Origin of the sequence: Brenneria rubrifaciens (assembly GCF_005484945.1) — a bacterium.
In the GTDB taxonomy this organism is placed as follows: Bacteria; Pseudomonadota; Gammaproteobacteria; order Enterobacterales; family Enterobacteriaceae; genus Brenneria; species Brenneria rubrifaciens.
The window spans coordinates 2,046,225-2,061,313 of record NZ_CP034035.1 but is presented as its reverse complement, the minus strand read 5'-3'; the positions used below and the strand labels follow the sequence as shown (position 1 = coordinate 2,061,313).

Annotated in this window: 13 protein-coding genes; 3 read left to right on the top strand and 10 right to left on the bottom strand. The window is 52.9% G+C overall.

The genetic code is table 11. The annotated features are described in order from the left end of the window. The first annotated feature begins 18 nt into the window (after positions 1–18). Positions 19–2,040 (top strand): carboxy terminal-processing peptidase, encoded by a 2,022-nt coding sequence (gene prc, locus EH207_RS09595; RefSeq protein ID WP_137713800.1) that lies wholly within the window; start codon positions 19–21, stop codon positions 2,038–2,040. Positions 2,041–2,178: 138 nt separating this feature from the next. Here prc and potD read toward each other — a convergent pair whose 3' ends face one another. The 4 genes from potD to potA all read right to left on the bottom strand — a co-directional run bounded on the left by potD (position 2,179) and on the right by potA (position 6,065). Then, a complete protein-coding gene (gene potD, locus EH207_RS09590; protein ID WP_137713799.1) occupies positions 2,179–3,222 on the bottom strand; it encodes a spermidine/putrescine ABC transporter substrate-binding protein PotD in 1,044 nt (347 codons plus the stop codon). Between the two features lie 110 nt (positions 3,223–3,332). Then, positions 3,333–4,109 (bottom strand): spermidine/putrescine ABC transporter permease PotC, encoded by a 777-nt coding sequence (potC, locus tag EH207_RS09585; RefSeq protein WP_137713798.1) that lies wholly within the window; start codon positions 4,107–4,109, stop codon positions 3,333–3,335. Then, positions 4,106–4,966, bottom strand: coding sequence for a spermidine/putrescine ABC transporter permease PotB (gene potB, locus EH207_RS09580; protein ID WP_137713797.1), 861 nt, complete (start codon positions 4,964–4,966; stop codon positions 4,106–4,108). The genes potC and potB overlap by 4 nt, the downstream gene beginning before the upstream one ends. After that, positions 4,950–6,065, bottom strand: coding sequence for a spermidine/putrescine ABC transporter ATP-binding protein PotA (potA, locus tag EH207_RS09575; RefSeq protein WP_137713796.1), 1,116 nt, complete (start codon positions 6,063–6,065; stop codon positions 4,950–4,952). Before potA ends, potB begins: the two co-directional genes overlap by 17 nt. Before the next feature lie 488 nt (positions 6,066–6,553). On the opposite strand from potA, the gene pepT reads away from it, so the two are divergent. Further along, entirely contained in the window at positions 6,554–7,789 is a 1,236-nt protein-coding gene (gene pepT / locus EH207_RS09570; protein WP_137713795.1) for a peptidase T, read from the top strand. Positions 7,790–7,904: 115 nt separating this feature from the next. On the opposite strand, the gene EH207_RS09565 is transcribed toward pepT, so the two are convergent. The 6 genes from EH207_RS09565 to rluE all read right to left on the bottom strand — a co-directional run bounded on the left by EH207_RS09565 (position 7,905) and on the right by rluE (position 13,685). Further along, positions 7,905–9,026, bottom strand: coding sequence for a ribosomal protein uL16 3-hydroxylase (locus EH207_RS09565; protein WP_137713794.1), 1,122 nt, complete (start codon positions 9,024–9,026; stop codon positions 7,905–7,907). 237 nt (positions 9,027–9,263) lie between these two features. Beyond that, a complete protein-coding gene (gene purB / locus EH207_RS09560; RefSeq protein ID WP_137713793.1) occupies positions 9,264–10,634 on the bottom strand; it encodes an adenylosuccinate lyase in 1,371 nt (456 codons plus the stop codon). 64 nt (positions 10,635–10,698) lie between these two features. After that, entirely contained in the window at positions 10,699–11,325 is a 627-nt protein-coding gene (hflD, locus tag EH207_RS09555) for a high frequency lysogenization protein HflD (protein ID WP_137713792.1), read from the bottom strand. A 2-nt stretch (positions 11,326–11,327) separates the two neighbouring features. After that, complete coding sequence (gene mnmA / locus EH207_RS09550) at positions 11,328–12,434, bottom strand: tRNA 2-thiouridine(34) synthase MnmA (RefSeq protein ID WP_137713791.1); 1,107 nt, start codon at positions 12,432–12,434, stop codon at positions 11,328–11,330. Between the two features lie 164 nt (positions 12,435–12,598). Further along, positions 12,599–13,066, bottom strand: a complete 468-nt coding sequence (locus EH207_RS09545) for an NUDIX domain-containing protein (RefSeq protein WP_137713790.1) — start codon at positions 13,064–13,066, stop codon at positions 12,599–12,601. Then, a complete protein-coding gene (rluE, locus tag EH207_RS09540) occupies positions 13,059–13,685 on the bottom strand; it encodes a 23S rRNA pseudouridine(2457) synthase RluE (RefSeq protein ID WP_175413728.1) in 627 nt (208 codons plus the stop codon). Before rluE ends, EH207_RS09545 begins: the two co-directional genes overlap by 8 nt. A gap of 131 nt (positions 13,686–13,816) precedes the next feature. On the opposite strand from rluE, the gene icd reads away from it, so the two are divergent. Then, positions 13,817–15,070 carry an NADP-dependent isocitrate dehydrogenase gene (icd, locus tag EH207_RS09535; protein ID WP_137713788.1) on the top strand — a complete coding sequence of 418 codons (1,254 nt, stop codon included), beginning with the start codon at positions 13,817–13,819 and terminating at the stop codon, positions 15,068–15,070. The last annotated feature ends 19 nt before the right edge of the window (positions 15,071–15,089 follow it).

Genomic DNA, 15,089 nt, shown 5'->3' with positions numbered 1-15,089 from the left:
ACGGAGGCTAATCAGGGCATGAACAATTTAGTCAAAATGACCGCCATTGCAGGCTTACTGCTGGCGGGCGTGAGTTTTGCAAATACCAACGAGAACATTACGCGCGTTGAGCAAATTCCTCAGCTTCAACAGGAGCCTCAGCATGCGACGGTAAGCGATCGCGTGGCGTCGCGTTTCCTGCGTTCTCATTATCGCCAGTTTATGCTGGACGGTCAGTTCTCCGAGAATATCTTCTCCCGCTACCTCAATATGCTGGACTACAGCCACAATGTGCTGATGGCGTCGGATATTGCACAGTTTTCCGGTCAGAAAACGCAACTGGGCGATGAACTGAAATCCGGCAAGCTGGATCTCCCTTACGCGCTTTATAATCTGGCGCAAAAGCGGCGTTTTGAACGTTACCAATACGCGTTGCTGGTACTGGAAAGGCCGATGGATTTTACCGGCAGCGACACCATCGAGCTCGATCGTGAGAAAGCGCCCTGGCCGCAAAACGTGGGCGAGCTGAACCGCTTATGGGACGCCAAAGTCAAATATGATTGGTTAAGCCTGAAGCTGACCGGCAAAGACGATAACGATATCAAGGAAACGCTGACCAAGCGTTACCAGTTTGCGATCCGCCGTTTGGCGCAGAGTAACAGCGAAGACGTTTTCCAACTGATCATGAATGCCTTTGCGCGGGAAATCGATCCGCACACCAGCTATCTCTCCCCCAGAAATACCGAACAGTTCAATACCGAAATGAGTTTGTCGCTTGAAGGTATTGGCGCGGTGTTGCAGATGGATGACGATTACACCGTGATCAACTCCATGGTGCCCGGCGGTCCGGCAGCGAAGAGCAAGAGCCTGACCGTTGGCGATCGCGTTGTGGGCGTGGGTCAAACCGGGAAACCGATGGTGGACGTTATCGGCTGGCGGCTTGACGACGTTGTCGCGCTGATTAAGGGGCCGAAAGGCAGCAGGGTCCGTCTGGAAATTCTGCCTGCGGGCAAAGGCACCAAAACCCGGATCGTGACGCTGACGCGTGAACGCATTCGCCTTGAAGACCGCGCGGTGAAGATGTCGGTCAAGAATGTGGGCCAAGAGAAGGTCGGCGTGCTGGATATTCCTGGTTTCTATGTCGGCCTGACAGATGACGTTAAAGTCCAGTTGCAAAAGCTTGAGAAACAGCACGTCAGCAGCGTTGTGATTGATCTTCGCAGCAACGGCGGCGGCGCGTTGACGGAAGCGGTCGGCCTGTCCGGTCTGTTTATTCCAAGCGGCCCGGTGGTGCAGATCCGCGATAATAACGGCAAAGTCCGTGAAGACAGCGATACGGACGGCATTGTGTATTACAAAGGGCCATTAGTGGTGCTGGTGGATCGCTTCAGCGCCTCCGCCTCGGAAATTTTCGCGGCGGCGATGCAGGATTACGGCCGCGCGCTGATTGTAGGTGAACCCACCTTTGGTAAAGGCACAGTGCAGCAGTATCGTTCGTTGAACCGTATCTATGATCAGATGTTGCGACCTGACTGGCCGGCGTTGGGGTCTGTCCAATATACGATTCAGAAATTCTATCGTATTAACGGCGGCAGTACCCAAATAAAAGGCGTCACGCCGGATGTGATGATGCCTACCGGAACGGAAACGGTTGATACCGGAGAGAAGTTTGAAGATAACGCGCTGCCGTGGGATAGCATCAAAGCCGCTACCTACACCAAGAGCGGCGATTTGAAACCGCTTATCAGCCCGCTGAACGAGCTTCATCAGGAACGGATTGCCAAAGATCCAGAATTCCAATACGTGGCTCAGGATATTGCGCGCTATAACGCGATGAAAGATAAACGTAACACGCTATCGCTCAACCTGGCTCAACGAGAGAAGGAAAATAATGACGACGAAGCGGTGCGTCTGGGGCGAATCAACGATCGTCTGGCGAAAGCGGGTAAAAAACCGTTGAAATCACTGGAAGATCTGCCTAAAGATTATCAGGCGCCCGATCCCTACCTGGATGAAACGGTGCACATTGCGAAGGATTTGGCACAGGAGCAAAAAGAGTAAATCTCTTTCCGCTGAACAATATACAAACCCCGGCACCGCCCGGGGTTTTTTTTGCGGATGCATGGCGGTGTGCCCATGCGCTGTTGGAACAGTGGCCGAACGGGGTTTGCCTGCCGGACCCTGGCGATCGCAAAAAGTTTACCGCCCCGCCTTCAACTGCTGGAAATAGGTTTCATACAGCGTGCCGGCGCTGCCGACATCGTTCTGCCACTCACCATTGTTGATGGTCTTTTCATCTGGATACAGCGTTTTGTCGCCTGATAATTCGGCAGGCAGCAGTTTCTTCGCCGCGAGATTGGGTGTCGGGTAGCCGATGGATTCCGCCACCTGTGCGGCGATCTCGGGACGCAGCAGGAAGTTAATCATTTTCATCGCGCCATCGACGTTTTTGGCATTAGCCGGGATAGCCAGGCTGTCCATCCAGAAAATACCGCCTTCCTGCGGCCAGATTACATCCAGCGGCGTTCCCGCCTGGCGCGCGACATACGCGGAGCCATTCCAGACCATCCCCAGATTCACTTCACCTTCCATAAACGGATTACCCGGATTATCGGAATTGAAGGTCAGTACGTTGGGCATTAATTTTTTCAGTTCGGCGTAGGCCGCTTTAATTTCTTTCGGATCGGTGGTGTTGGCGGAATAACCCAGCTTACGCAGCGCAATCTGGAACACTTCACGGGCGTCATCGGTCAACAGCAGGCTACTTTTATACTTCTCGTCCCACAGGTCGGCCCAGCGGGTGACGCTGGCGGGATCGATCATGTCACGGTTAACGCCAATCACCGTCGCTCCCCAGATATAGGGAACGGAGTATTCATTGTTAGGATCAAAGGATTTGTGCAACAGATTCGGGTCGAGGTTATGGAAGTTGCTGAGTTTGCTAATGTCGATCTTTTGCAGCATGCCCTCTTTGCTCATTTTTGAAATGAAATAGGTGGAGGGCACCACCAGATCGTAGGCGCTGTCCTGATAGGTTTTCAGCTTCGCATACATGCTTTCGTTGGATTCGTAGGTGGAGTAAATCACCTTGATGCCGGTTTCTTTGGTGAACTGTTCCAGCAGTCCGGGCGGTACATACTCTGTCCAGTTATAGAAATAGAGGGTGTTACCGTCGTTGGCGCTGGCGCTGTTAAGGCTAAAAGCCAGCGTGCAGGCTGCCAGCAGATGTGACCACGTCTTCATAATAGTTATCTCCTTAAAATGCCCAAAGAATAGACCCGCGATACTGAAATCTATCAGGTATGAATGTTACGACTTATTGACAGGACTTGATTTACTTACTGCATACGCTGTTATTTCCGGGTGCGATCGCGCAGGATCAACTGGCTGCTGAGCACCAGGAGTAGTGACAGAATGAGCAGAATGGTGGCCAGCGCGTTCACTTCCGGCGATACGCCGACCTTGACCATTGAGTAAATCTTCAACGGCAGAATTTCATACGTCGGGCCGGTGACAAAGGAGGACACCACAACATCGTCCATCGACAAGGTGAAACTGAGCAACCATCCGGCGGCGACCGCGGGCATGGCCAACGGCAGAATAATTTTTCTCAGGATAATGGTTTCACTGGCGCCCAAATCGCGAGCGGCCTCCAGCATCCGCACATCGAATCCTTTGAGACGCGAATAGACGGTTACCACCACGAAAGGCAGGCAGAAGGTGATGTGGGAAAACAGCAGCGACCAGAATCCCAGTGAAATGCCCAGTAGCATAAACAGCACCAACAGGGAGATCGCCATCACGATATCGGGTGACATCATCACGACGAACAACATGCCGCTGACGAAGGGTTTACCGCGAAAGCGGTAGCGATAGAGCGCGACCGCCGTCAACGAACCAATCAGCGTGGCAAAGGTGGCGGAGAAAACCGCCATGGTCAGCGAATGGCGGGCGGCCTGCAGCAGACTGTCGTTGTTGAGCAGCAGACGATACCAGTCCAGCGTAAAACCTTGCCAGTTAATGCCGAAGCGGGCCTGATTGAAGGAATTCACAATCAAAATAATGATGGGAATGTACAAATAGGCGTAAATGACAAACATTAAGCCACCACGCAACAGGCGTCCGATCATGCCAGTTCCTCTTTCTTGTTCAGCAGACGGGCCGTGCGGTAATAGACGAGCAGCATTATCCCCATGATTAAGGTCAGGCCGATACTGGTCGCCGCGCCAAATGGCCAATCGCGGATGTTAAGGAACTGGCTTTTGATCACGTTGCCAATCAGCAGGTTTTTGGCGCCGCCCATCAGATCGGCGACAAAAAACAGCCCCATAGCCGGTAATAGCACCAGCAAACAGCCCGCGATGATGCCCGGCATGGTCAGCGGAATGACGACGCGGATGAATGTCTGCCATTTGTTGGCGCCCAGATCGCGGGCGGCTTCGAGATACGCCTTATCCAGCTTCTCAATGCTCGAATAGAGCGGCAGCACCATAAAAGGCAGCAGAATGTAGATCAGGCCGAGCACCACCGCCCCGGAGGTGTACATCATGCGCAAGGGGGTATCAATAATGCCGACCCACATCAGGAACTCATTCAAATGTCCGCGCGTACTCAGAAATATCTTCAGTCCGTAAATACGAATCAGCGAGTTTGTCCAGAAAGGGACAATCAGTAAAAACATCATCAGCGGGCGGACGCGTTGAGGCAGGCGAGCCAGGATAAAGGCGAAGGGATAACCTAATATCAGGCAGCACAGCGTCGCGACTGCCGCCATATTCAGCGAGTGCAGCAGAACCGAAGCATACATCGGATCGGCCAGCCGGGTGTAGTTGTCAAGCGTAAATACCAGACTGATGAGATCGGTATCATCGCGGGTCAGGAAACTGGCGCCGATAATCATCAGGTTCGGCGCGAATACGAACAGCGCCAGCCAGACGACAACGATCGTGATAATGGTATTCTGAAAGCGTTTACGCGGCTTTTTCATCGTGCAGCACAACCTCCCAGCTTTCGACCCAGGTAATCGCGACTTTCTGATTGAGCGAGTGATCGAAATCAGGATCGTCTTCGTTAAAGAACTCGCTGACCATCACTATTTTGCCGTCCTCAAGCTCAATGTTGGATTCCAGCGTCATGCCTTTGTAATTGCGCTCACGGACGTATCCGACGATGCCTTCCGCCTGGACCCCGTCGTTGATTTCTTCCACCCGCAAATCCTCCGGCCGCAGCAACACGTTGAGGTGCTGCCCATCGCTAACCGGGAAATTGACCGTAATCACGCACTCATGGCCTTCCACCCGGGCGCGCACCCGCTGCTCGCCGATTTGCTCTAATACAACGGCATCGAGAATATTGATTTCGCCGATAAAGCTGGCCACAAACAGGTTCTTCGGCTCCTCGTAAATCTCACGCGGCGTGCCGTCCTGTTCGATGCGGCCGTCGCGCATCACCACGATGCGGTCAGACATGGTGAGCGCCTCTTCCTGATCGTGCGTAACAAAAATAAAGGTAATGCCCAGCGTCCGCTGTAGCGCTTTCAATTCGTTTTGCATCTGTTTGCGCAACTTGTAGTCGAGCGCGGAGAGCGACTCATCCAGCAGTAGGACTTTAGGCTGATTGACGACCGCCCGGGCAATCGCCACCCGTTGTTGCTGTCCGCCAGAGAGTTGATGAGGGCGGCGCTGCGCCAGACTCTCCAGTTGCACCATTTTCAGCGCGTCAGTCACGCGCGGGGCGATCTCGGCCGCGGGCGTTTTTTGCATCCGCAAGCCGAAAGCGACATTGTCGAAAACGCTGAGGTGGGGAAATAAGGCGTAGCTTTGGAAAACGGTATTAATGTGGCGATGCTCGGCGGGCTGGTGGGTAATATCCTGTTTTTCTAATATGACATTGCCGCCGTCTACGGTTTCCAGTCCGGCAATTAACCGCAGTATGGTGGTTTTACCGCAGCCGGAGGGACCAAGAATGGTCAGAAACTCGCCGTTGTTAATGGTGAGATTAAAATGAGCAATGATGTCTTTGCCATCAAAGTTTTTACGGACATCGATCAACTCGACGACCGGCGTAGCGCGAGGATTATCTTTCATTAAGGGATTGCTCTGTTTCCAAGTATGGCGCGTCCACGGAAGTTCCGTTGCGATGCATGCCAGGGGTTATCACCTTTCAGCCTACAAGCTCAGTTGAGGGCGGCATTCTACGGGAAACGATGCTTAACGCCAACTTGTGTCGCCATACATCGGGTTGTGAATGGGAGTCAGCGGGTGAGCGGAGGGAAACGCTCCACCGTTCGATGTTTCATAATTGTTTTTTTCTTGATGGCGGCCTGTGAAATAGAACGGTGCGGCAAAATGGAGGGCGGGCGGCGTGGTTTGCTTTTGCCGCATTAGATGCATTAACGTCATCGCCGTGTGTCTCCTGAGACTAAGCTTAAGTGGACTGCATGAGGAGAGGGGGGAATTTTCACCTGTTCAGGTCTGTCCGGTTCTGGGCGTTAACGCGGTAAAAACTGACCTGACGCAATATTTTCGGTGATAGCCATCCTCATAATAAAAAATAGGGTTCAGGAGGCGAAGAGATGGATAAATTACTCGATAGGTTTTTGAATTACGTTTCTTTTGATACTCAGTCAAAATCCGGCGTTCGGCAGGTGCCGAGCACGGAAGGCCAGCTCAGGCTGGCGCACGCCTTGCATCGGGAGTTGCAGGAATTGGGTTTTGAACAGGTGACGCTTAGCAAGTATGGCTGGGTGATGGCAACGCTGCCTGCTAATGTTGCCTGGAACGTACCGACCATCGGTTTTATTTCTCACCTCGATACGTCGCCTGATTACACAGGAAAGAACGTGAATCCGCAGATTGTGGAAAACTATCGTGGCGGCGATATTGCATTGGGGGTGGGTGACGAGGTGCTGTCGCCGGTCATGTTCCCGGTGTTGCATCACCTGCTCGGCCACACGCTGATTACCACCGACGGCAAAACGCTGCTGGGCGCGGATGATAAAGCCGGCATCGCCGAAATTATCACGGCGATGATGCGATTAAAAAAACGTCAGGTGCCGCATGGGGAAATTCGCGTGGCGTTTACGCCCGATGAAGAAATTGGTAAAGGCGCGCAGTTCTTTGATGTGCGGGCATTCAATGCGCAGTGGGCCTATACCGTTGACGGGGGAGGCGTGGGTGAACTGGAGTATGAAAATTTCAATGCCGCCGCGGTGACCGTGAAGATTGTGGGTAACAATGTGCATCCCGGCAGCGCCAAAGATGTGATGGTGAATGCGCTGTCGCTGGCGTCCCGATTCCATCAGGAAGTGCCAGAAGAGGAATCGCCTGAAAATACAGATGGTTATCAGGGTTTCTACCATTTACAGAGTATTAAAGGCGTGGTGGAGCGTGCAGAGATGCACTATATCGTGCGTGATTTTGATCGGACGGGGTTTGAACGGCGCAAACAAAAAATGATCGATATCGCCGAGAAAGTCGGGGCGGGTTTGCATCCCGATTGCTATATCGAAGTGACGATAACCGACAGCTATTACAATATGCGTGAGCAGGTTGAACAGCATCCGCATATTATCGCGCTGGCGCAGCAGGCCATGCGGGATTGCGATATCGAACCTATTCTCAAGCCGATTCGTGGCGGGACTGACGGTGCGCAGTTGTCGTTCAGGGGATTACCGTGCCCGAATTTGTTTACCGGCGGCTACAATTACCACGGCAAGCATGAATTCGTGACGCTGGAAGGTATGGAACAGGCGGTATCGGTGATTATGCGAATTGCCGAATTGACCGCCCAGAAAGCCAAATTACCATGAGTTCATCCGCCTTTCCCCTTTGTCGGAGAGAGGAATAACCATTGCAGATTATGGACATGCCCTCTCCCCCTACGAAGGGGGGGAGGTAAGAGATACATTGATGAATATCTGGCGTTTAATCGGCGAAATACCAGTAGCCGTTGTTGACCAGAACGGTAAGCTGGGCTAGGAACGACGGATCGTCCAGCGCTTCACCCAACAGGGAAGCATCAATGACGTAGTGCTCGGCCAGCGCGAATGTCGCCTGTTGGTGTGGCGTATCGATCTTTTCGCCGTTGACAAAACAGTGGTCGCCGACGCACAGGACACGCAACCCGCCCAGACGACGCAACTGCTCCCCTTGTTGCAGATAATCGTAGACCTCGCCCGCCAGATAGGGGGGGGCCGGTGGCGCGAGATCAAGCTCATGACGGGATTGAGAAATAAATTCACCAAACCAGTTCTGAAAATGTTCCGGCTGTTGAACCAGCGCCAGCATCATTTTTTGCAGTTCGTCCATCTCTTGCGGCAGAACCCGCGCCGGATGATCGCGCATGGGGATGGACGGATCGCTGTAACGATAGCCGCCGAGTTCGCGGGAAAGCACATAATCAGCGAAGCCGCTCACCAGCTCACGGCCATTGGGAGCGCGAAAGCCCACGGAATAGTTGAGTGCGTTTTCCAGCGAATAACCTTCATGAGGGAAACCGGGAGGAATATACAGAATGTCACCCGGTTCCATTTCTTCATCAATGATGGCATCGAAAGGATCAACCTGTAGCAGATCAGGATGGGGACAATGCTGCTTCATTGGAATCTTTTCGCCCACGCGCCAGCGGCGGCGTCCGAGCCCCTGAATGATGAACACATCATATTGATCCAGATGCGGGCCGACACCGCCGCCGGGAACGGAGAAGGAGATCATCAGATCATCCGTGCGCCAGTCCGGTAGCTGACGGAAAGGACGCATCAGCGCGGCGGAAGGTTCATGCCAATGATCGACGGCCTGAACCAGCAGTGACCAGTTGGTTTCACCCAGATGGTCAAAACTTTCAAAGGGACCGTGGCTGACCTTCCAACGGCCATTAATGTGGCTCACCAGACGGCTGTCGACTTCATTCTCCAGGGACAAGCCCGCAAGCTCGTCAGGGGAAATCGGATCGATAAAGTGATTAAAACCGCCTTTAATAATAACCGGGCGTTTTTGCCAGTAACGTGCCAAAAAATCCGGCCAGTCAAGATTGAGCTGATAGTCCATACTCTCTTTTCCAGGAAACAAGAAGTTAGAAGAAATTATAGCGGAAGCGCGGGCGGCTGTAGTGACTTTCCTATCTCATTTTGACCGGGAGGCTGGCGGTAAAAGCTGGCTTCATTTATTTTTAATCCGTCAAATTATCCACATGGCGAATTAAACAGGGATAAACACGTAGAAAAGGGCGGGGATAGTCGAACCACAACAGGCGGACACGAAGCCCGCCTGAAGAGAGACAAGGGATTATTTCAGATCGTCAACCATTTTGACTGCCCGGCCCAGATAGTTGGCCGGGGTCAAGGCCTTCAACCGGGTTTTCTCTGTTTCCGGCAGCGCCAGACCGTCAATAAACGCCTGAATGCCAGCCGCGTCAACGCGTTTGCCGCGGGTCAGCTCTTTAAGCTTCTCATAGGGTTTTTCAATACCGTAGCGACGCATCACGGTCTGAATCGGCTCGGCCAGCACTTCCCAGTTGTGATCCAGTTCTTCAGCGAGGCGGTCGCGGTTCACTTCCAGTTTGCTGATACCTTTCAAGGTCGCCTGATAAGCAATCAGCGCATAGCCCACGCCAACGCCCAGATTACGCAGGACGGTAGAGTCGGTCAGATCGCGCTGCCAGCGGGAAACCGGCAGTTTACCGGCCAGATGGCCCAACACGGCATTCGCCAGCCCCAGGTTGCCTTCGGAGTTTTCAAAATCGATCGGATTCACTTTGTGGGGCATGGTGGAGGACCCGATTTCACCCGCGATGGTTTTTTGTTTGAAATGATTCAGGGCGATGTAACCCCAGATATCACGGTCAAAGTCGATCAGGATGGTATTAAAGCGCGCGATGCAATCGAACAGTTCGGCGATGTAATCATGCGGTTCGATTTGCGTGGTGTAGGGGTTCCAGGTAATGCCCAGCGAAGTGACGAAATTTTCGCTGAACTGATGCCAGTCAACTTCCGGGTAGGCGGCGATATGGGCGTTATAGTTTCCGACGGCGCCGTTGATTTTACCCAGACTCTCAATCTGCTGAAGCTGACGATACTGGCGCTCCATGCGGTAAACCACGTTGACGAACTCTTTGCCGATGGTGGACGGCGTGGCCGGCTGGCCGTGCGTGCGTGAGAGCAGCGGAATATCACGGTATTGGTGAGCCAGATCGGTCAGCGCGTCGATAATTTTGCGCCAGTGCGGTAGGATCACCTCGCGGCGGGCCGTATCCAGCATCAACGCGTGAGACAGGTTGTTGATGTCTTCGGAGGTACAGGCGAAGTGGATGAATTCAGTAACGGCATGCAGCGCGGGCACCGCCGCCACTTTTTCTTTCAGGAAGTACTCAACGGCTTTGACGTCATGGTTGGTGGTGCGCTCAATGGTTTTGATGCGTTCGGCATCCTGCACGCTGAATTCGGCGACAATCTGGTCGAGGAAAGCGTTTGCGTCACGGTCAAAAGCAGGAACTTCCTGGATCTCTGCACAGGCCGCCAGTTTTTGCAGCCAACGTACTTCAACCTGTACGCGAAACTTCAGCAGACCGAATTCGCTGAAAATCGTGCGTAACGTGCTGACTTTATCGCCGTAGCGTCCATCGATGGGGGAAACGGCGGTCAGTGAGGATAATTCCATCGCAAGCAACTCCTGAAAGTGGTTTTCATAAAAATATAAAAGACGGTTAACGACTCATCGCTTATCAGCAACGCGCCAGTATCTGTTTGGCTTCTTTAACCAGATGGCTGCGGGAAAACATCAGTTGCAGACGCCCGCCGCCAATCTGCTGCCACAGCACGGCGGAACGAATACCCGCCAGCAATACCGCGCGTACCCTGGCCTGAACCTGACTGTTTTTCAGGATATCCGGCGAACCCACTACCTGAATTCGCGGGCCGAGCGCACTGATCACATCAACATAAATAGCGGCCAATGAGCCGACGATCGTATCAGAGAGCAGTTCAAAATGCTCCAACTGGCGCTCCAACTGCCCGATACGTTTACCCAGCTCGTCCAGCGAAGCGGGTTTGGCGTTCAGTTTGCGCTCCAGAGCAATCAGGCTGAAAGCGTAGCGCGACAGCTCGGCTCCCGGCCCTTTGCTGTTGGTGTTCAGGATGCCGAGCAAGGTTTCCAGTCCGGTTTTCAGATTTGTTTCCGCCTCCCCATAAACCGACAGCGTGGAGATCGGGTTGACCACCAAAATGCTGTTCAGCGAGGTGTGCAGAACATTGTTGTCGCAATTGCCGGTGTGCGCCAACTGCTGCACCAGATAAGCCGACTGGCAGATGCCCGCCAGCGCCAGGGTAATATCATGATAGTTTTTCGCCACGATCACTCCTGTAAGCGTTCTTCGATAATGCCTCCGCCGAGGCAGACATCGCCCAGATAGAAGACGGCGGATTGGCCTGGGGTGACCGCGGCGACCGGCTGATCAAAACGAACCGAGATGCGGTCTGTGTCGAGCGGGATGACGGTGCAGGGGATATCGGCCTGACGGTAGCGGGTTTTGACCACGCAGCGTAATTCCGAGGTCAGCGGCTGACGGTCAACCCAGTGCAACTGCTGAGCGATTAACCCGCACGACATCAGACGAGGGTGCTCATGCCCCTGCGCGACATACAGAATATTATTGGCGACGTCTTTGTCTACCACATACCACGGATCTTCGCCGCCGTCTTTGACGCCGCCGATGCCAAGTCCCTTACGCTGTCCCAGCGTGTGGTACATCAGCCCCTGATGTTGCCCCATGGGTTTGCCATCATCGACGGAGACTATCTGGCCCGGCTGGGCAGGCAGGTAACGCGCCAGAAAATCCGTGAATTTACGTTCGCCGATGAAACAAATCCCTGTGGAATCTTTTTTCCTGGCCGTCGCCAGTTCCAGTTGTTCAGCAATGCGGCGGACTTCAGGTTTTTCCAGTTCCCCAACCGGGAACAAGCTTTGGGCGATTTGCTCGTGGCTCAGCGTATACAGGAAATAGCTTTGATCTTTATTGCCGTCCATGCCGCGCAGTAAACGGCTTTTGCCGTTAACGTCCTGACGGCGGACGTAGTGACCGGTTGCAATGTAATCGGCCCCGAGATCTTCGGCGGCGAATTCAAGGAACGCTTTGAATTTGATCTCTTTGTTGCACAGAATGTCAGGATTGGGAGTGCGGCCAGCCTTATATTCCGCCAGGAACAGCTCAAACACATTGTCCCAGTATTCGGCGGCAAAGTTGACGGTATGCAGCGCAATACCCAGTTTGTCGCAAACGGCTTGCGCGTCGGCAAGGTCGGCTGCCGCGGAGCAATACTCCGTGTCGTCATCCTCTTCCCAGTTCTTCATGAACAGGCCTTCAACACGATAGCCCTGTTGCTGTAACAGGTAAGCGGAAACGGAGGAATCAACTCCGCCGGACATACCAACAATCACTTTTTTCTGGCTGTTATCTGACATGGAGGTCTCACGAACTGAAATACATATACCCGTCGATTGTCAAGTTGCAGATGCATTGGCTTTGTTACTCGGTGCCGCCTTGCTGCGACTTGAAATCTATTGGTGTGACATCAAAGCGAAAAACAAGCGGCGCATTTTATCATGTTGCGCCGGGGGCTGCATCGCTATTCCTGATGCTCTGGCGGTGAAAAAGGCCAGTTGAAAGCTTGCAGTAAGGTTAAAGGATAGCGTGCTGGCTGTTGATAGCAGCGAATGCTTTCCGCAACCAGCGGTGAACGGAGTTGATTGGAATGAAGGATTTCGTCTGCCGTTAACCAGCGGCAACACACGATATCGCTGTCGTGGGGCTGGGTTTCGGCCCGCAGCGGGAGATCGAGGACAAAGCAAAAGCGCAGGAACGGCGTCCGATCCGGCGCAATCCACTGGTGCAATCGCAGAAAGCTCTGCGGCTTGGCCTGAATTCCGGTTTCCTCCCACAGTTCCCGGCTCGCCGCCTGAATCAGCGTTTCATCGGCTTCCAGATGTCCCGCAGGCTGGTTCCACAGTAATTTATCGTTAATCAACTCTTCCACAACCAGAAAATGGTTCTCGGCCTGAACAACGCTGGCAACCGTAACATGAGGTTTAAACATCAGTAATTTCCTTCCATTCTCCGGGTGATAAATTTTCCACTGTCTGATTGGCCATGCCGTAGCGAATCAGACGCAGCGTAGGATAGCCGATATGCGCCGTCATGCGGCGAACCTGCCGGTTGCGCCCTTCATACAGGGTGATTTTCAGCCAGCACTCGGGAATGCTTTTTCGCTCGCGAATCGGCGGAACCCGCGCCCACAACCATGCCGGTTCTTCCACAATCTCGGCGCCGGCCGGCAGCGTTTTTCCATCTTTCAGCTCAAGCCCGCGATGGAACTGAGCCAGCGCGCTATCATCCGGGATACCTTCAACCTGTACATAATAGATTTTTGCGGTTTTTTGCGACGGCTGGGTGAGTCTGGCTTGCAACTTACCGTCATTGGTCAGGATCATCAGCCCTTCACTGTCCCGATCCAGACGGCCGGCGGCATAGATTTCACCGTGCGGAATATAGTCCTTCAGCGTCTTGCGGCCCGCTTCATCGGTGAACTGCGGCAAGACGTCAAAAGGTTTATTGAACAGCACGACGCGCCGGGGGGCGCGAATTGGACGTCTTTTTCTTGGCGTCTGTGAGCTGAATCGTTTAAGTTTGTGATTTTTAACAGAGAATTTATTCATCATCTTTATAGCCGCGGATAACAAAAGCATTATACTCGAAATGGTCTGCGATTGGCGCGGGCTGAATATTCAAGTAGTATTGACACGCATCTTACAAGTCATTAACAAAATTGCGCTCGAAGGAGAGGTTAATGGAAAGCAAAGTAGTTGTACCGGCTGAGGGGCAAAAGATAACGCTAAATGTCCAGGGTAAACTGGTTGTCCCCAATAATCCGGTAATTCCGTTTATTGAAGGGGACGGTATTGGCGTTGATGTAACGCCGGCGATGATCAATGTCGTCAACGCGGCGGTGGAAAAAGCCTATCAGGGCCAGCGGGCTATTTCCTGGATGGAAATTTATACCGGTGAAAAATCCACGCAAATCTACGGTAAAGACGTTTGGTTGCCCGAAGAAACGCTTGAGCTGATTCGGGAATACCGTGTGGCGATTAAAGGCCCGCTGACGACACCCGTAGGCGGCGGCATCCGTTCTCTGAACGTTGCGTTGCGTCAACAGTTGGACCTGTATGTTTGCCTGCGTCCGATTCGTTACTATGAAGGTACGCCTAGTCCGGTAAAACACCCTGAACTGACCGATATGGTGATCTTCCGTGAAAACGCGGAAGATATTTATGCGGGGATTGAATGGAAAGCGGGTTCAGCGGAAGCTGACAAAGTAATCAAATTCCTGCGTGAAGAAATGGGCGTTAATAAAATTCGTTTCCCTGAACAATGTGGTATCGGTATTAAACCGTGTTCCGAAGAAGGAACGAAACGCCTGGTTCGCGCTGCAATTGAATATGCGCTCGTCAACGATCGTGACTCCCTTACGCTGGTGCATAAAGGCAACATCATGAAATTCACCGAAGGGGCGTTTAAAGACTGGGGTTACCAGTTGGCGCGCGAAGAGTTCGGCGGGGAACTGATTGATGGCGGCCCGTGGGTTAAAATCAAAAATCCTGACACCGGCAAAGAGATTATCGTGAAAGATGTGATTGCCGATGCATTCTTGCAGCAAATCCTGCTACGTCCTGCTGAATATGATGTTATTGCCTGTATGAACCTGAATGGTGATTACATTTCCGATGCGCTGGCGGCACAGGTTGGCGGTATCGGTATCGCGCCGGGTGCCAACATTGGTGACGATTGCGCGCTGTTTGAAGCGACTCATGGTACAGCGCCGAAGTATGCAGGTCAGGACAAGGTGAACCCAGGTTCAGTCATTCTGTCTGCCGAAATGATGCTGCGTCACATGCAATGGTTCGAAGCCGCCGACCTGATTGTTAAAGGAATGGAGGGTGCTATCAAGAACAAGACCGTGACCTACGATTTCGAACGTCTGATGGATGGCGCTAAGCTGCGGAAATGTAGCGAGTTTGCGCAGGACATCATCGATAACATGTAATTTTATTGTTTTCGAATTG